At 61.1% G+C, this 17147-nt stretch carries 15 protein-coding genes; 14 read left to right on the top strand and 1 reads right to left on the bottom strand.

Annotated features, from left to right (window positions below):
• Positions 1-3 precede the first annotated feature (3 nt).
• The 11 genes from nuoG to V8Z65_RS07765 all read left to right on the top strand — a co-directional run bounded on the left by nuoG (position 4) and on the right by V8Z65_RS07765 (position 12845).
• Positions 4-2106: an NADH-quinone oxidoreductase subunit NuoG gene (nuoG, locus tag V8Z65_RS07715; RefSeq protein WP_338723577.1), complete on the top strand. Its 2103-nt coding sequence runs from the start codon at positions 4-6 to the stop codon at positions 2104-2106.
• Between the two features lie 9 nt (positions 2107-2115).
• Positions 2116-3213: an NADH-quinone oxidoreductase subunit NuoH gene (gene nuoH / locus V8Z65_RS07720; protein ID WP_338723578.1), complete on the top strand. Its 1098-nt coding sequence runs from the start codon at positions 2116-2118 to the stop codon at positions 3211-3213.
• Positions 3213-3701, top strand: a complete 489-nt coding sequence (gene nuoI, locus V8Z65_RS07725; RefSeq protein WP_338723580.1) for an NADH-quinone oxidoreductase subunit NuoI — start codon at positions 3213-3215, stop codon at positions 3699-3701. Before nuoH ends, nuoI begins: the two co-directional genes overlap by 1 nt.
• Before the next feature lie 11 nt (positions 3702-3712).
• Complete coding sequence (locus V8Z65_RS07730) at positions 3713-4321, top strand: NADH-quinone oxidoreductase subunit J (protein WP_338723581.1); 609 nt, start codon at positions 3713-3715, stop codon at positions 4319-4321.
• A 15-nt stretch (positions 4322-4336) separates the two neighbouring features.
• Positions 4337-4645, top strand: a complete 309-nt coding sequence (gene nuoK / locus V8Z65_RS07735) for an NADH-quinone oxidoreductase subunit NuoK (protein WP_220307475.1) — start codon at positions 4337-4339, stop codon at positions 4643-4645.
• Between the two features lie 10 nt (positions 4646-4655).
• Entirely contained in the window at positions 4656-6698 is a 2043-nt protein-coding gene (gene nuoL / locus V8Z65_RS07740) for an NADH-quinone oxidoreductase subunit L (protein ID WP_338723582.1), read from the top strand.
• Positions 6698-8278 (top strand): NADH-quinone oxidoreductase subunit M, encoded by a 1581-nt coding sequence (locus V8Z65_RS07745; protein WP_338723583.1) that lies wholly within the window; start codon positions 6698-6700, stop codon positions 8276-8278. Before nuoL ends, V8Z65_RS07745 begins: the two co-directional genes overlap by 1 nt.
• Positions 8279-8287: 9 nt before the next feature.
• Positions 8288-9733, top strand: a complete 1446-nt coding sequence (gene nuoN / locus V8Z65_RS07750; protein WP_338723584.1) for an NADH-quinone oxidoreductase subunit NuoN — start codon at positions 8288-8290, stop codon at positions 9731-9733.
• A gap of 101 nt (positions 9734-9834) precedes the next feature.
• Entirely contained in the window at positions 9835-10665 is an 831-nt protein-coding gene (locus tag V8Z65_RS07755) for a biotin--[acetyl-CoA-carboxylase] ligase (protein ID WP_338723585.1), read from the top strand.
• A 75-nt stretch (positions 10666-10740) separates the two neighbouring features.
• On the top strand, positions 10741-12414 hold the full coding sequence (locus tag V8Z65_RS07760; protein WP_338723587.1) for a ribonuclease J: 1674 nt from the start codon (positions 10741-10743) through the stop codon (positions 12412-12414).
• 179 nt (positions 12415-12593) lie between these two features.
• Entirely contained in the window at positions 12594-12845 is a 252-nt protein-coding gene (locus tag V8Z65_RS07765; protein WP_338723588.1) for a DUF1467 family protein, read from the top strand.
• A 199-nt stretch (positions 12846-13044) separates the two neighbouring features.
• Here the strand turns inward: V8Z65_RS07765 and V8Z65_RS07770 are convergent, their stop codons facing one another.
• Complete coding sequence (locus V8Z65_RS07770; protein WP_338723589.1) at positions 13045-13359, bottom strand: MmcQ/YjbR family DNA-binding protein; 315 nt, start codon at positions 13357-13359, stop codon at positions 13045-13047.
• Between the two features lie 348 nt (positions 13360-13707).
• Here V8Z65_RS07770 and proS point away from each other — a divergent pair, with 348 nt between their 5' ends.
• From proS to V8Z65_RS07785, 3 genes are read left to right on the top strand one after another with little or no spacing between them, the layout of a single operon-like run.
• Positions 13708-15057, top strand: coding sequence for a proline--tRNA ligase (proS, locus tag V8Z65_RS07775; protein ID WP_338723590.1), 1350 nt, complete (start codon positions 13708-13710; stop codon positions 15055-15057).
• 14 nt (positions 15058-15071) lie between these two features.
• The gene (locus tag V8Z65_RS07780; RefSeq protein ID WP_338723592.1) at positions 15072-16427 is read left to right on the top strand and encodes an ABC transporter permease; all 1356 of its coding nucleotides are present in this window, start codon (positions 15072-15074) and stop codon (positions 16425-16427) included.
• Positions 16420-17106, top strand: a complete 687-nt coding sequence (locus tag V8Z65_RS07785; RefSeq protein WP_338723593.1) for an ABC transporter ATP-binding protein — start codon at positions 16420-16422, stop codon at positions 17104-17106. Before V8Z65_RS07780 ends, V8Z65_RS07785 begins: the two co-directional genes overlap by 8 nt.
• Positions 17107-17147: the final 41 nt, after the last annotated feature.

A 17147-nucleotide genomic window follows, 5' to 3' on the forward strand; every position in this document is an offset into this window, starting at 1 on the left:
CCGATGGCCAATATCAAAGTCGACGGGCAGCTCATCGAAGTCCCCGATCATTACACCCTGATGCAGGCTGCCGAGGCCGCAGGCGCCGAAATTCCGCGCTTCTGCTACCACGAGCGCCTGTCGGTCGCCGGCAATTGCCGCATGTGCCTTGTCGAAGTGAAGGGTGGTCCCCCGAAGCCCCAGGCTTCCTGTGCCATGTCGGTCAGGGATCTGCGTCCCGGCCCTAATGGCGAGCCGCCCGAAATGTTCACCAACACGCCCATGGTCAAGAAGGCCCGTGAAGGCGTGATGGAATTCCTGCTGATCAACCACCCGCTCGATTGCCCGATCTGCGATCAGGGCGGTGAATGTGACCTGCAGGACCAGGCCATGGCCTATGGCGTTTCCGGCTCGCGCTTTGCGGAAAACAAGCGCGCCGTCGAAGACAAATATATGGGCCCGCTCATCAAGACCTCGATGAACCGCTGCATTCACTGCACGCGTTGCGTCCGTTTCACCACCGAAGTGGCCGGCATTTCCGAGCTCGGCCTTCTGGGCCGTGGCGAAGACGCCGAGATCACCCCGTACCTTGAACGCGCGCTGACCAGCGAGTTGCAGGGCAATGTCATCGACCTCTGCCCGGTCGGTGCCTTGACCTCCAAGCCCTACGAATTCCACGCCCGTCCGTGGGAGTTGACCAAGACCGAAACCGTGGACGTCATGGATGCGGTCGGTTCGGCTATCCGCGTCGATAGCCGTGGCCGCGAAGTCATGCGCGTCCTGCCGCGCGTCAATGAAGCGATCAACGAAGAGTGGATTTCGGACAAGACCCGCTTCATCTGGGATGGCCTCAAGAGCCAGCGGCTGGACCGCCCCTATGTGCGCAAGTCCGGCAAGCTCCAAGCCGCCACCTGGGACGAGGCGCTTGCCGCCGTCGCCGCCAAGGTCAAGAAGGCCGGCAACAAGGTCGGCGCTATTGCTGGTGATCTCGCCGCCGTCGAGGAAATGTACGCCCTCAAGGGTCTGCTCACCTCGATCGGCTCGGGCATGACGGACGTCCGCCCGGCCATGTCTGGCATCGATCCCTCCATGCCGCGCTCGGCCTATCTGTTCAACCCGACCATTGCCGGGATCGAGCAGGCCGATGCCATCCTCATCATCGGCGCCGACCCGCGCAAGGAAGCCGCGCTGATAAATGCGCGCATCCGCAAGACCTGGCGCGCCACCAACCTGCCCATCGCCGTCATCGGCGAGCAGGCGGACCTGACCTATTCTTACGAATATCTCGGCTCCGGCTTCGAAACGCTGGCCGATCTTGCTGCCGGCAAGGGCGCCTTTGCCGAAACCCTGAAGAACGCCAAGCACCCGCTGATCATCGTGGGCGAAGGGGCCGTCTCGCATGCCGATCTCGGCAAGCAGGCCGGCCGCGACACCATCGCGCTTGCCGCCAAGCTGGCCACCGGCGCCAATGTCGAAGAAGGCTGGAACGGCTTTGCGCTGCTGCACAACGCGGCTAGCCGCGTCGGCGGTCTCGATATCGGCTTCGTGCCGCATGACGGTGGCGTCTGCTCGGCCGATCAGATTGCCCTCGCCGGCAAGGGTGAGCTCGACGTGCTCTTCCTGCTGGGTGCCGACGAATATGACATGTCGGCCATGGGCAAGGCCTTCGTGGTCTATATCGGCAGCCACGGCGACAAGGGCGCGCATCGCGCCGACGTCATCCTGCCCGGCGCCACCTATACGGAAAAGTCGGGCACCTATGTGAACACCGAGGGTCGCGTTCAGGTCACCACCCGCGCCGTGTTCCCGCCGGGCGATGCCAAGGAAGACTGGGCCATCATCCGTGCACTGTCGGGCGCCATCGGTCAGGCTCTGCCATATAACTCGCTGGCCCAGTTGCGCGCCGCCCTCTATGCGGAAATCCCACATCTGGCCCGCATTGACGAGATTGCCCCCGCTTCGGTGGCCGATGTCAAAAAGCTCGCCAAGGCCGCCATCAAGACCAAGTCGGCGCCTTATGCGTCGCTGGTGACCGATTTCTATCTCAGCAATCCGATCGCTCGCGCCTCGGCCACCATGGCCGAATGCGCGCAGATGGCCGCGGGCCTCAAGCAGGCGGCGGAGTAGGGGAGCACAATGGACTTTATACTCGCTGCCCTCGATTACCTTCTGGGTATTCCCGTCTTTGGCTGGGGTACGCAGATAGGTTTTGTCTACAAGGCCTTGGCGCTGCTCGTGGGCCTGTTGATCTTCACCGCCTTCATCCTGCTGGGCGACCGCAAGGTCTGGGCTGCCGTGCAGATGCGCCGCGGTCCAAACGTGGTCGGCCCCTTTGGTCTGCTGCAATCCTTCGCCGACCTCCTCAAATTCGTTTTCAAGGAAGCGGTGATTCCGGCCGGCGCTGACAAAGTGCTGTTCCTGGCCGCTCCCCTGATCACGGCGACGCTGGCGCTTGCCGGTTGGGCGGTCGTGCCGGTGGACAATGGCTGGGCCATGGCCAATATCAACATTGGCATTCTCTACCTGCTCGGCATTTCCTCGCTTGGTGTCTATGGCGTCATCATTGGCGGCTGGGCTTCCAATTCGAAATACCCCTTCCTCGGCGCGTTGCGCTCCGCCGCGCAGATGGTTTCCTACGAAGTCTCCATCGGCCTCGTCATCATCACCGTGCTGCTTTGCGTCGGGTCGTTGAACCTCAATGACATCGTCGTCGCCCAGTCCGAAATGGGCCTGGCCCGTGCCTTAGGCGTGCCGTGGCTGTCATTCCTCAACTGGTTCTGGCTGCCACTCTTCCCCATGTTCGTGGTGTTCTACATTTCGGCCCTGGCCGAAACCAACCGTCCGCCTTTCGACATGGTGGAAGGTGAATCCGAACTGGTGGCAGGCTTCATGACCGAATATTCGGCCACACCCTACCTGCTGTTCATGCTGGGCGAATATATCGCCATCCTGCTCATGTGCGCCATGACCACCATCCTGTTCCTGGGTGGCTGGGCCGCGCCTATCGATCTGCCCCCCTTCACCTGGATTCCCGGGCTGATCTGGTTCTTTATCAAGGTAACGCTCGTTTTCTTCATGTTCGCCATGGCAAAGGCCATCGTGCCCCGCTATCGCTACGATCAGCTCATGCGGATCGGCTGGAAACTGTTCCTGCCGCTCTCGCTGCTCATGGTCGTGATCGTCGCTTTCGTTCTCCAGCTCACCGGCTGGGGCTGGCACGGGGGTATTGCCTGATGCGCGCCGGACAACTCGTCAACAAGCTGCTGCTGACCGAATTCGTATCGGCCTTCTTCCTGGCCATGCGCTACTTTTTCGGGCCCAAGCCGACTATCAACTATCCCTTCGAAAAAGGCCCGGTCTCGCCGCGTTTCCGCGGCGAGCACGCGCTGCGCCGCTATCCCAATGGTGAAGAACGCTGCATTGCCTGCAAGCTGTGCGAGGCCATTTGCCCGGCCCAGGCCATCACCATCGAAGCCGGTCCGCGCCAGAATGACGGCACCCGTCGCACCGTGCGCTACGACATCGATATGGTGAAATGCATCTATTGCGGTTTCTGCCAGGAAGCCTGCCCGGTCGATGCCATCGTCGAAGGTCCGAACTTCGAATTCGCAACTGAAACGCGTGAGGAACTCTATTTCTCGAAAGAGAAGCTCCTCAGCAATGGCGACCGGTGGGAGCGTGAAATCGCTGCCAATCTGGCTGCCGACGCGCCTTATCGCTGAGAGGGAAGAGCATGACCCTTCCGCTGTTCTTCTTCTACGTCTTTGCCGCCATCACCGTGGCGTCGGCCTTCATGGTCATTTCCGCACGCAATCCCGTGCATGCGGTGCTGTTCCTGATCCTGGCCTTCGTCAATGCGGCAGGCCTGTTCATGCTGGCCGGAGCCGAGTTCCTGGCCCTGCTGCTCATCGTGGTCTATGTCGGTGCCGTGGCAGTGCTGTTCCTCTTCGTCGTGATGATGCTCGATGTGGACTTTGCCGAACTCAAATCCGGTCTTCTGGCCTATGCGCCCATCGGCATGGTTGTCGGTGGCATTCTGTTTCTCGAGCTTTTGCTGGTTGCCGGCAGTTTCGTTATAGCGCCTGACGTGGTTGGGGCTGGCGGCCTGCCCATCGATGCGACCGTCGATAATACGCGGGCGCTCGGCCAGGTGCTTTACACGCGCTATGTCTTCCTGTTCCAGGGAGCCGCCGCCGTGCTGCTGGTTGCCATGATTGGCGCCATCGTGCTCACGCTGCGCCACCGGACAGGCATCAAGCGGCAAAGCACGGCATCCCAGTTGGGGCGCAAGCCCAGCGAAACGGTGCGGAACGTCAAGGTCAAAAGCGGTCAGGGGCTATAGGGGGTTACTATGGGTCTGGAAATCGGGCTCGGTCATTACCTGACCGTAGCAGCAATCCTGTTCACGCTCGGCGTGTTCGGCATCTTCATCAACCGCAAGAACATCATCGTCATCCTGATGTCGGTGGAACTGATCCTGCTCGCGGTGAATCTCAACTTCGTGGCCTTCAGCGCACATCTTAATGACCTGCAGGGTCAGGTCTTTGCGCTGATGATCCTCACCGTGGCCGCCGCCGAGGCCGCTATCGGTCTGGCCATCCTCGTTATTTTCTACCGCAACCGTGGCTCCATCGCGGTTGAAGACGTCAATATGATGAAGGGCTAAGAGCACCGCTATGATCATTCAGGCGATTGTTTTCCTGCCCCTTATCGGGGCGTTGATTGCGGGCCTGCTGGGCCGCCAGATCGGCCACCGGCCATCCGAATTCATCACCACCGGTCTGCTGCTCATCGCGGCGGTGCTGAGCTGGTACGTGTTTATTCCGGTTGCCTTTGGTGACGGCCTTGCCGGTGCCGTGGGTGACGGACATGCGGCCGTGGTCAAGGTTGAGGTGATGCGTTGGATCCAGGTCGGCGACATGGATCTGCGTTGGACCCTGCGCGTCGATACGCTGACGGCCATCATGCTGGTCGTGGTCAATACGGTGTCGGCCCTCGTTCACCTTTATTCCATCGGCTATATGCACGATGATCCGCACCGGTCGCGCTTCTTTGCCTATCTCTCGCTCTTCACCTTCGCCATGCTCATGCTGGTGACGGCCGACAACTTCCTGCAGATGTTCTTCGGCTGGGAAGGTGTGGGTCTGGCCTCCTATCTGCTGATCGGTTTCTGGTACACCAAGCCGTCGGCCAATGCGGCGGCCATGAAGGCATTTGTGGTCAACCGCGTCGGCGACTTCGGCTTTGCGCTCGGCATTTTTGGCGCCTTCCTCGTGCTTGGTCACATCGATTTCGACGGTGCCTTCCAAGCTGCCGATGAATTCGCCACCACCGGCCTGCCGACTATCCAGTTCCTCTCCTGGCAGCTCGATGCCATGACGGTGGTCTGCCTGCTGCTCTTCATGGGCGCCATGGGTAAATCGGCCCAGTTCCTGCTGCACACCTGGCTGCCGGACGCTATGGAAGGCCCGACCCCGGTTTCGGCGCTCATCCATGCCGCCACCATGGTGACGGCCGGTGTGTTCATGGTGGCGCGTCTCTCGCCGTTGTTCGAAACCTCGCCCTTCGCATTGACTGTCGTCATTGTCATCGGCGCCATCACCGCCTTCTTCGCGGCGACGGTTGGTCTGGTGCAGAACGACATCAAGCGCGTCATCGCTTATTCGACCTGTTCGCAGCTGGGCTACATGTTCGTGGCTCTGGGGGTAGGGGCCTATTCGGCCGGCATCTTCCACCTGTTCACCCACGCCTTCTTCAAGGCTCTGCTGTTCCTCGGCGCCGGCTCGGTCATCCATGCCATGCATCACGAGCAGGATATGCGGAACATGGGTGGCCTCAGGAAGAAGATCCCCATCACCTATGCGATGATGATGATCGGTACGCTGGCCCTGACTGGCGTCGGTATTCCGGGCACCAATTTCGGTTTCGCCGGCTTCTTCTCCAAGGATGCCATCATCGAAAGCGCCTACGCCTTCGGTGGCAATGTGGGCTCCTTCGCCTTCTGGCTCTTGGTCGTGGCTGCCCTGTTCACCAGCTTCTATTCCTGGCGCCTGGTGCACCTGACCTTCCACGGCACGCCGCGTGAGGCAGCGCATGGTCACGACGATCACGCCCACGACGGTCACGACCATCATGGCTCGGCCTATGACAACGCCCATGAATCGCCCAATGTCATGCTGGTGCCGCTTTATGTGCTGGCTGTCGGCGCGGTGCTGGCCGGCGTGGTGTTCTACGGCATGTTCTTCCACGACGTGGAGCATATTGAACACTTCTTTGCCGGATCGCTCTTTGTCGACCACGAGTTGATCGAAGGCGCGCACCACGTGCCGCTCTGGGTCAAGTGGAGCGCCAGCATCGCCATGATCATCGGTTTCGTGACGGCCTGGTACATGTATATCCGACGTCCCGATGTTCCGGGCAAACTGGCCGCCGCCAATCCCGGGCTCTACAAGTTCCTGCTCAACAAGTGGTACTTCGACGAGCTTTACGACACGATCTTCGTCAAGCCCGCGCTTTGGATCGGCAACGCCATCTGGAAGGGCTTTGATGACTGGCTGGTCGACGGCAAGATTGCCGAAGGCCTTGGCCGTCGCGTCCAGAACGTCACGAGCTGGGTCGTCAAGCTCCAGTCCGGCTATCTCTACCACTATGCCTTCGCAATGCTGATCGGCGTCGCGGCGCTGTTGACCTGGGCCATTACGGCCGGGGGACTGATCTGATGACCTTCGAGAATTCCATCCTCACGCTCCTGACCTGGCTGCCGGTTGTCGGCGCGGCGATTCTGCTGTTCACGCCAAAAACCGCACTCAATGCGATCCGCTGGCTCGCCTTGGTCACGACCCTGGTCGTCTTTGTGCTCTCGCTGGCCCTCTGGCAGAGTTTCGATGCGTCCAGCGCCGGCTTCCAGTTCGTGGTCAACATGCCCTGGATTGGCGACTCGATCGGCTATCGCGTCGGCGTCGATGGCATTTCGGTGCTCTTTGTGGTGCTGACAGCTCTACTCATGCCGGCCGCCGTGCTGGCGAGCTGGGATGTCGACCAGCGTGTCAAGGAATACATGATCGTGTTCCTGGTGCTCGAAACGCTGATGATCGGCGTCTTCACCACGCTTGACCTGGCTATGTTCTATGTCTTCTTTGAAGGCACCCTGCTGCCGATGTTCCTCATCATCGGCATCTGGGGCGGCTCTGCCCGTATTCAGGCCAGCTACAAGTTCTTCTTCTATACCTTTGTCGGTTCGGTCCTCATGCTCCTGGCCATGATGGCCATGTATTGGGATGCCGGCACCACGGACATCATCCGCCTGCTCGGCCACGATTTCCCGGTCGGCATGCAGACCTGGCTGTGGCTGGCCTTCTTCGCCTCGCTTGCGGTCAAAATGCCCATGTGGCCCTTCCACCGCTGGCTGCCCGAAGCCCACGTGCAGGCCCCCACGGCCGGTTCGGTTATCCTGGCGGCGATCCTTCTGAAGCTCGGCGGCTACGGCTTCCTGCGCTTTTCTCTGCCCATGTTCCCCGAGGCCTCGGCGCAATTTGCCAATTTCATCTTCCTGCTCTCGGTTGCCGCCATCATCCTGACCTCGCTGGTCGCCCTGGTGCAGACCGATATCAAGAAGCTGATTGCCTATTCGTCCGTTGCCCATATGGGTTTCGTGACCATGGGTATCTTCGCCGGCAATGCCCTTGGCATCCAGGGCGCCATGTTCCAGATGATTTCGCACGGCATCGTGTCCGGTGCGCTCTTCCTCTGTGTCGGCGTCATCTATGATCGCATGCACACCCGCGAGATCTCTGCCTATGGCGGTCTGGTCGAGCGCATGCCCCAATATGCCTTCGCCTTCATGGTTTTCACCATGGCCAATGTCGGCCTGCCTGGTACCTCGGGCTTTGTGGGTGAGTTCCTCACCATGATCGGTGTCTTCCAGGTCAATACCTGGGTGGCTTTCGGCGCCGCCTTCGGTGTCATCTTCTCGGCCGGTTATGCCCTTTGGCTCTATCGCCGGGTGATCTTTGGTGCACTGACCAAGGATAGCCTCAAGTCGATCCTCGATCTCAACCTGCGCGAAAAGCTGGTTCTCTACCCGCTGATCGTGCTGACTGTGGTCTTCGGCTTCTATCCAGCCCCGATCCTCGACACCACGGCCGCTGCCGTTGACAATCTGGTCGCCCAGTATTCGCAAAGCATTGGCCGCAACCCGGCCGTGGATCTGGCCGATGAGCGTGCCCCCCTTGACTATGTCGCGCCTGCCGAAGGCGCGACCCAGCCGGCCGAACATGCGGCCGAGCCCGCTGCGCATTAGGAGACTGACGTGAACTCTGACGTTATCGATTTCGCGAGCCTGGCTCCCGCTTATCCCGAAGTGCTGATGGCCCTGGGCGTGCTCGTGCTGCTCTTGGTCGGCGTGGTCGTCAACAAGGAGCGCTCGGCGCTGGTCGCCTGGCTCTCCATTGGCCTGCTCGTGGCCACCGGCCTCATCGTCATGCTGCAGCCGGTGGACGGCGTGATCTTCAATGGCCTCTTCATCGCCGACAGTTTTGGCCGCTTCATGAAGGTCCTGGTCATTGGCGGCGCGGGCCTGGCGATGATCCTTGGCATGTCCAATGCCGAGGAAAACGGCGTCCATAAATACGAATATTCGGTCCTCGCGCTGCTCGCCACTCTGGGCATGATGGTCATGGTTTCCGCCAATGACCTGATGAGCCTCTATGTCGGCCTCGAGCTGCAGTCCCTGTCGCTCTATGTCATGGCTGCCATCAAGCGCGATGACACGCGCGCATCCGAAGCGGGTTTGAAATATTTCGTCCTCGGCGCGCTCTCCTCGGGTCTGCTGCTCTATGGCGCTTCGCTGATCTATGGCTTTACCGGCCACACCAATCTGGGCGAGATCGTTGTCGCCATCGCCAATGAAGGCCGTTCGGTTGGCTTGATTTTCGGCGTGGTCTTCCTCCTGGCCGGCGTCGCCTTCAAGATTTCCGCCGTGCCCTTCCACATGTGGACGCCCGACGTTTATGAAGGTGCCCCGACGCCCGTGACGGCCTTCTTCGCCATGGCCCCCAAGGTTGCGGCGATGACGCTGATGATCCGTCTGGTCATGGATACTTTTGCCCCCATCACCAGCGATTGGCAGCAGATCGTCATCTTCCTCTCGATTGCCTCGATGGTTCTGGCTGCCTTTGCCGCCATTGGCCAGCAATCGATCAAGCGCCTGGTTGCCTATTCCTCCATCGGCCACGTCGGTTTTGCCCTTGTGGGCCTGTCCTCCGGTACCCAGGTTGGAGTGGAAGGCGTCGCCATCTATATGGCCATCTATGTCGGCATGACCGTTGCGCTCTTCGCCTGCATTCTCTCGCTGCGCACTGATAAGGGCTATGTCGAGACCATCGATGACCTGGCCGGTGCATCCAAGGCACGGCCCTTCGTGGCAGCCATCATGGCCATTGTCATGTTCTCGCTGATCGGTCTGCCGCCGCTGGCCGGCTTCTTCGCCAAATGGCAGGTCTTCCTGGCTGCCATCGAGGCCAATCTCTATGTCCTTTCGGTCATCGGCATGCTGGCCTCGGCCGTCAGCGCCTTCTACTATCTGCGGGTGGTCAAGGTGATGTATTTCGATGAGCCCAAGGCAGAGTTTGCTGCGGTGCCCGGTGAACTCAACATCGTCATGGCCGTCTTCGGCTTTCTCATCGTCACCTTCTATTTCACTGTCGGCAATCCGCTCGCCAACTGGGCGCATGTCGCCGCCGGAAGCCTTTTCTAGTGCATCGGCCCGAAAAGCGGTTGCCGGTTTTCGGTCAGCCGATGCTCCAAGCGGAACCTGGGTCACACAAGACATGCCCGTCAGGGCACGAGGTGGTCTAGGTGTCCGATTTTCGGCTTGGTGGCAAAGCGCGCGATGCCGGTTATCGGCTGGTTGGCTTTGATACCATCGGCTCGACCAATAGCGAGGCGCTTGCCGCCGCGGCTGCGGGCGATCCAGGTGGGGTCTGGTTTGCGTCCTTGCAGCAGACTGCAGGCCGCGGCCGGCGGGGCAGGGCATGGCACAGCCCCATCGGCAATCTGGCCGCCAGCCTGCTGATCGTGCCGGATGCGGGGCCGGACACCATAGCGACCTTGGGCTTTGTTGCCGGCGTGGCGCTCAATGGGGGTCTCTCGGCGATCCTGCCCGGGGGCATGGTGCGCATCGGCATTGATGGGGCCGATGGTGCCGATGGTTGCTCCCGCATTGCGCTCAAATGGCCGAACGACGTATTGGCCGATGGTGCAAAGCTGGCGGGCATTCTGCTTGAGGCCAGCAAGACGCCGGATGGCCGCACCGCCATCATCGTGGGCATTGGCGTCAATGTCGTTGCCGCGCCAGAGGGTGTGCCTTATCCGGCAACCTCTTTGCGTGCTCTGGGCATCGACCGTAGCGCCGAAGATGTGTTCGAGGCCCTGTCCGATGCCTGGGTCGAGGCCTTCAGCATCTGGAACGACGGCAATGGCGTGAGCGCCATACTTGAGCGTTGGCGCGGTTCGGCCGCAGGCATTGGCGCGCCGGTCGCAATCAGTCAGGACGGTGTGGTGCGCCGTGGCATTTTTGAAACCATCGACTCCGCCGGTCGGTTGATTATCCGCGATGACGAGGGCACGCGGCACCCGATCACGGCGGGCGATGTGCATTTTGGGGCAACGGCCAGCGCCCGAAGCTGACCACAACATCAAGGACGGGCGACCGGCGACCATCAGATCGTCCGGCGTCCGACCAGACAAAGGAATAAAATACCCATGGCTAAGAACCAAAGGGATGAACTCGTTTTTGTGCCGCTTGGCGGCGTTGGCGAGATCGGCATGAATATGGGCGCCTATGGCTTCGGTCCGGCCCATCGCCGCAAATGGATCGTGGTCGATTGCGGCGTCAGCTTCGGCGGCCCGGAATTGCCGGGCATCGAGCTCATCATGGCCAATCCCGAATTTCTCGAAGAAAATGCCGATGATGTCCTGGCATTGATCCTCACTCATAGCCACGAAGACCATTATGGCGCCGTGCTCGATCTCTGGCCGGTTTTCGACAAGCCCGTCTATGCAACGCCCTTCACCGCCGCCATGCTGGCGGCCAAGCGGGCAGGGGACGGCATTGTCGAAAATGTCGATGTCACCATCATGCAGCCCGGCAAACCGTTCGAGGTCGGGCCCTTCACCATCGAGCCGATCAATGTGGCCCACTCCATTCCGGAGTCCAATGCCATCCTGATCACCACCCCGATCGGCCGTGCCTTGCATACCGGCGACTGGAAGCTCGACCCGACCCCCGTCGTCAGCGCGCCCACCAATTTCGCGCGCCTCCAGCAGATCGGCGAGGATCAATCGACCCCGCTCGCACTGATCTGCGACTCGACCAATGCCATGAAGGATGGCGAAAGCCCGAGCGAACAGGAGATTGGCGACAATCTTGCCAAGCTGATTGCCGATGCGCCGCACCGCGTGGCCGTCACCACCTTTGCCTCCAATGTCGGTCGCGTGGTCTCCATTGTGCGCGCCGCCCATAAGGCCGGCCGAGAGGTGGTGCTGTCCGGCCGGTCGCTGCACCGCATCATGGGCATTGCCCGCGAGCTGGGCATGCTCGAAGGCCTGCCCACGCTTCACGACCAGGATGCCTATAAATCCATCCCGCGCGACAAATGTGTGCTGATCTGTACCGGCAGCCAGGGCGAGGCCCGCGCCGCCATTGCTCGCATCGCCCGCGGCGATCATCCGGTCATCGATCTCAATGCCGGCGACCGCATGATCTTTTCCTCATGGGCCATTCCGGGCAATGAGCGGGAAGTCATCGACATCCAGAACCAGCTCATCGACAAGGGCGTCGAACTGATCACGGCCAATGACGCGCTCGTCCACGTCACCGGCCATCCGCGCCGTGGCGAGCTCAAAAAGCTCTATTCCTGGGTTAAGCCCGAAGTGCTGGTGCCGGTGCATGGCGAAGCCATGCATCTGCTCGCCCATGCCCGGCTGGGGCGGGACGAGGGCATTCCCAATGTCTGCGAGGCGCGCAATGGCGATATGGTCCGGCTCTTCCCCGAGCCCATGGCCTTTCCCGCCGAAGTGCGCACCGGCGAGCTCTATCTCGATGGCCTTGTGCTCTGCACGCCCGAGGAAAGCGGTGTAAAGGGCCGGCGGCGCTTGTCTTTTGGCGGCATGGTTGTTGTCAGCCTCTGCGTCAATGGTGGCGGCCAGGTCGTCTCCGGACCCGATCTGGTGGTCGAAGGTCTGCCCGAAACCGAGGACGAGTCCGTTACCGATCTGATCGAGGACACCATCGCCGGCGTCATCAAATCCATGCCGGCCAAGCGCCGCAGCGATACCGAAGTGCTCAATTCGGCGCTCTTCAAGGCCATCCGCAACGAGGTCAACGCCTTCTGGGGCCGCAAACCCAACGTCTCGGTTTTCGTGCATCGGGTTTAGGACCCCACGCCACTGTCACCCCACCCTCATCCCCTCCCCCTGGTGGGGAGGGTAGCGAAGCTGGACGCCAGGCGTCCTTAGCGCAGCCAGGGTGGGGGTGACAGCGGGTCGAATGTAAAATCCCCACCGCGACACCGCGTCGCTTCCCTCTGGCCTTATTTCCGCGTTAGGTAACGCGCATGCAAATCGGTTCCCTCATTGCCGTCTATTTCGTGGTCTGGTGGCTCACCTTTGTGGCCGTCCTGCCCATCGGTAGCCACAGCCACCATGAAAAAGGTGCCGAAATCGTCGCGGGCTCCGATCCGGGCGCGCCGGTCCAGCCGCGCCTGATCGCCAAGGGCCTGATCACAACGGCTTTAGCTGCGGTCTTCACCGCCCTCCTGCTCTGGGGCATCAGCAACGAAACCCTCCAGGCTTACTGGAACCGCTGAGGGTCCAAGCACCTCGCGAGTGGGAATGCATCTCTCATCCGGCGCTACGCGCCGCCTATTCCTCTCCCCCTCGGGGAGAGGTGGCCGGAGCGAAGCGGAGGTCGGTGAGGGGGATGTCTCCACGACCATAGGTATCGCTGGGTACATCCTTGTCTGTATCCGCGGTCGCAGGGATTGGCGCAACGCATCGGCTCCGGTGCTATTTCTTGGCCACAGCATGGGCATGGGCCAGCTTCAGCGCCGCCTCGATATCGGCTTCGGTCGCCGAGCTCAGCACCATGGTCGTCCAGCCCTGTCGTCCCCAGCCATTGTCGATCGCCTGAAAGATCTGTGGGGCGACCATGCACTTCAATTCCTGCTCATCCGGCGTGAATTTGATATTGGCGCTCTGGGCATCGGCCGCCAGCGTTGCAAATGTCCGCTTCACCTTGAATGCCGTGCGGTCGAAATGCGGCGCTGACAGCGCACCGGGTAGGGACAGCGCAATTCGTGTAAATGTCACAGAATCGGTCATATCAACTTGTTCCTCAAACAAAAAAGCAGGGCGCTAGGCCCTGCTTGAATGAGTTTGTTCGACAATACGTTGGTCTTAGGCGCGCTACAAAGCGGCTGCCAACGCTCCTCCCTTGACGTTGTCGACGTCCGGCGGTTTGGGCCGCCTTTGTTTTATTGGGGCGGACCCTAACAACAGAAAATCGCTCTGCCAAGTAGATTCTGCATAGCTTGCATGCTTGCATCGAATGGACGGTTGCGATTTGAGTGGGCATCAACAAATCCTGCGAGTCGACCTGAGCGTGTTTCGGAAAAGTGGTCGCCGGTTTTCCGACCAGAACATGCTCCCAAAATAGCTTTCGGAGTTCCCATGCGCCTTTCCCGCTATTTCCTGCCGGTGCTGCGTGACGTGCCCAAGGAAGCCGAAATCGTCTCGCATCGGCTCATGCTGCGTGCCGGCATGATCCGCCAGCAGGCCTCCGGTCTCTATTCCTGGCTGCCCATGGGCTACAAGGTCCTGATGAAGGTGCAGAAGATCATCGAGGAGGAGCAGAATCGCTCCGGCGCGATCCAGCTTCTTATGCCCACCATTCAGTCCGCCGATCTCTGGCGCGAGTCGGGCCGCTATGAGGCCTATGGCAAGGAAATGCTGCGCATCGAGGACCGGCACGAGCGCGAATTCCTTTATGGTCCCACCAATGAGGAGATGATCACCGACATCTTCCGCACCTATGTGAAGTCCTACAAGGACCTGCCGCTCAACCTTTACCACATCCAGTGGAAGTTCCGCGACGAGGTGCGCCCCCGCTTCGGTACCATGCGCTCGCGCGAATTCCTGATGAAGGACGCCTATAGCTTCGATCTCGACGAAGCCGGGGCGGTCAAGGCATTCCAGCGCATGTTCGTGGCCTATCTGCGCACTTTCCGGCGCATGGGTCTGGTCGGCATTCCTATGCGCGCAGATACCGGCCCCATCGGCGGCGACCTGTCCTACGAGTTCCACGTGCTGGCCGACACCGGCGAGAGCGGTGTCTTCCTCGACAAGGACCTGCTCGATAAGCCTATTCCGCCCGCCGATACCGATTTCCGCGGTGATCTCGATCCGATCTTTAGGGATTGGACCTCGCTGTTCGCCGCCACCGACGAAATGACCGACGAAGCCACCTTCCGGGCCGAAGTGCCTGCCGACAAGCAGCTGATGGCGCGCGGGATCGAGGTCGGGCACATTTTCTATTTCGGCACCAAATATTCCGATCCCATGAAGGCCAGCGTCACCGGCCCCGACGGCAAGGAAATCACGGTCCATATGGGGTCCTACGGCATTGGCCCGACCCGCGTGGTGCCCGCCATTATCGAAGCCAGCCACGACGACAACGGCATTATCTGGCCCGTTTCTGTCGCGCCCTTTGAGGCCGTTCTGATCAATCTCAAGGCCGGCGATGCAGATACTGATGCCGCCTGCGACAAGCTCTACAACGAGCTCACCGCCGCCGGCATCGACCTGCTCTATGACGATCGCGACCAGCCCGCCGGCTCCAAATTCGCGACCGCCGATCTCGTGGGCATTCCCTATCAGCTGATCCTCGGGCCCCGCGGCCTTAAATCGGGCGAAGTTGAGATCAAGCATCGCAAGACCGGCGAGCGCGAAACGCTGCCGCTCACCGAGGCCGTTGCACGCCTCAAAGGCCTGATCGAACCGCAGCGGATGACCGACATTTGACCGATAGCACGCCAATGCCGCGGAGAGGCCGGGCCACCCGGCCCTTCGCCCGTTTTGAATGGCTGATTGCGGGGCGCTATCTGCGTGCCCGCCGCAAGGAAGCCTTCATTTCGGTCATCGCCAGCCTCACCATGGTGGGCGTGGCCATTGGCGTGGCGACCCTGATCGTCGTCATGTCGGTCATGAACGGCTTTCGCGGCGAATTGCTCGACAAGATCCTCGGGCTCAACGGCCATTTCACCGCTCATCCGATCGAAAGCCAGTTCACCGACTATAAGGAAACCGTCGCTGCCCTCGAACAGGTCGATGGCGTCAGCTTCGCGGTCTATTTCGTCGAGGGTCAGGTGCTGGCTTCCGGCCGCGGTTCGTCCACCGGTGTTTCCGTGCGCGGCATGAATGAGGAAAACCTCAAAAAGCTCGACCTGCTCTACAATTCGGCCGAGCAGGGCGGCTTCGACCAGTGGGATGACAGCAAGGGGGTCGCCATCGGCTATCGTCTGGCCCAGCAATTGGGCGTCGGCATTGGTGATCAGGTCCAGATCATCAATCCCGATGGCGCCATGACGCCTTTCGGCTCGACCCCGCAGATCCGGTCCTATCCGGTCAATGTCATCTACAATCTGGGCATGGTCGAGTTCGACAGCTTCTACATGTATATGCCGCTCGAACCCGCGCAGGATTATTTCCGCATGGTCGATGAAGTGCTCAAGCCCGGCATGGGGCCACTCGATCCGCTCGCCAGTGACGAGGAGATCGACGCTGCCTATGAGCGCGTGCCCCGCGCCACGGCTGTGGAGATTTTCATCGACGATCCCGACGAGGTGAACCTCATGCGCCAGCGCCTGCAATCGGCGCCCGGCGTGCGTCCGCTGATCCTGACCGATTGGCAGCAGCGCAACGAAACCTTCTTCTCCGCCCTGCAGGTGGAGCGCGTGGTGATGTTCACCATCCTCTCCATGATCATCCTGGTCGCCGCCTTCAACATCATCTCCAGCCTCATCATGCTGGTGAAGGACAAGGGCGCCGACATTGCGGTTTTGCGGACCATGGGCGCGACGCGCGGGTCGATCATGCGCATTTTCTCCATCACCGGCACCGCCATTGGCTTTATCGGCACCGTTGTCGGCACCGTTCTGGGTCTGGTCGTCGCCGCCAATGCCGAGGCCCTGCGCGCCTCGATCTCCAATCTGCTCGGCGTCACCCTGTTTCCGCCCGAGGTCTTTTTCCTCTCCTCGCTCCCCAGCCGCACCGACCCCACCGAGGTCACTGTGGTGGTTTGCATGGCCCTGGGCCTAAGCTTCCTGGCCACGCTTTATCCCGCCTGGCGCGCCGCGCAATATGATCCGGTCGAGGCTCTGCGCTATGAGTAAGCCGCATCTCAAGCTGTCGGGCGTCCACCGGCACTATGGTCAGGGCGATACCCTGGTCCGCGTGCTTGAGGCCGCGGACCTCACGGTAGAGAGCGGTGAACTGGTTGCTCTGGTCGCACCTTCAGGCGCCGGCAAATCCACCCTGCTGCACCTCTGTGGTCTGCTTGAATCGCCGCAAAGCGGAGAGATCGAAATCATTGGTCAGCCGACCAGCCAGCTTGGCGATCGCGCGCGTACCCAGCTGCGGCGCTCCACAGTCGGCTATGTCTACCAGTTCCATCACCTTCTGCCCGAGTTCACCGCGCTCGAAAATGTGGTCATGCCGCAACTCATCGCCGGCCAAGACCAGAACAAGGCTCAGGCCAGGGCCATGGAACTGCTGGACCTGCTCGGCGTGGCACCCCGTGCAGCCCATCGCCCGGCTGAATTGTCCGGCGGCGAACAGCAACGCATCGCCATCGCCCGCGCCGCCGCCAACCACCCCCGTGTTATCCTCGCCGACGAACCCACCGGCAATCTTGATCCGGAAACCAGCGATCTCGTCTTCGAGGCGCTCAAGGGCCTGATCAAGAACGAGGGCGCCGCCGCCCTCATCGCCACCCACAATCACGACCTCGCCCGCCGCGCTGACCGCATCGTCACGCTCAAGGGCGGGCTGGTGGTGCCACACACGCTTTAGTAGCGAACCCGACGTCTTCCGCCCCACAAGCTGTGGAGATG

Origin of the sequence: Devosia sp. XK-2, from assembly GCF_037113415.1 — a bacterium.
In the GTDB taxonomy this organism is placed as follows: Bacteria; Pseudomonadota; Alphaproteobacteria; order Rhizobiales; family Devosiaceae; genus Devosia.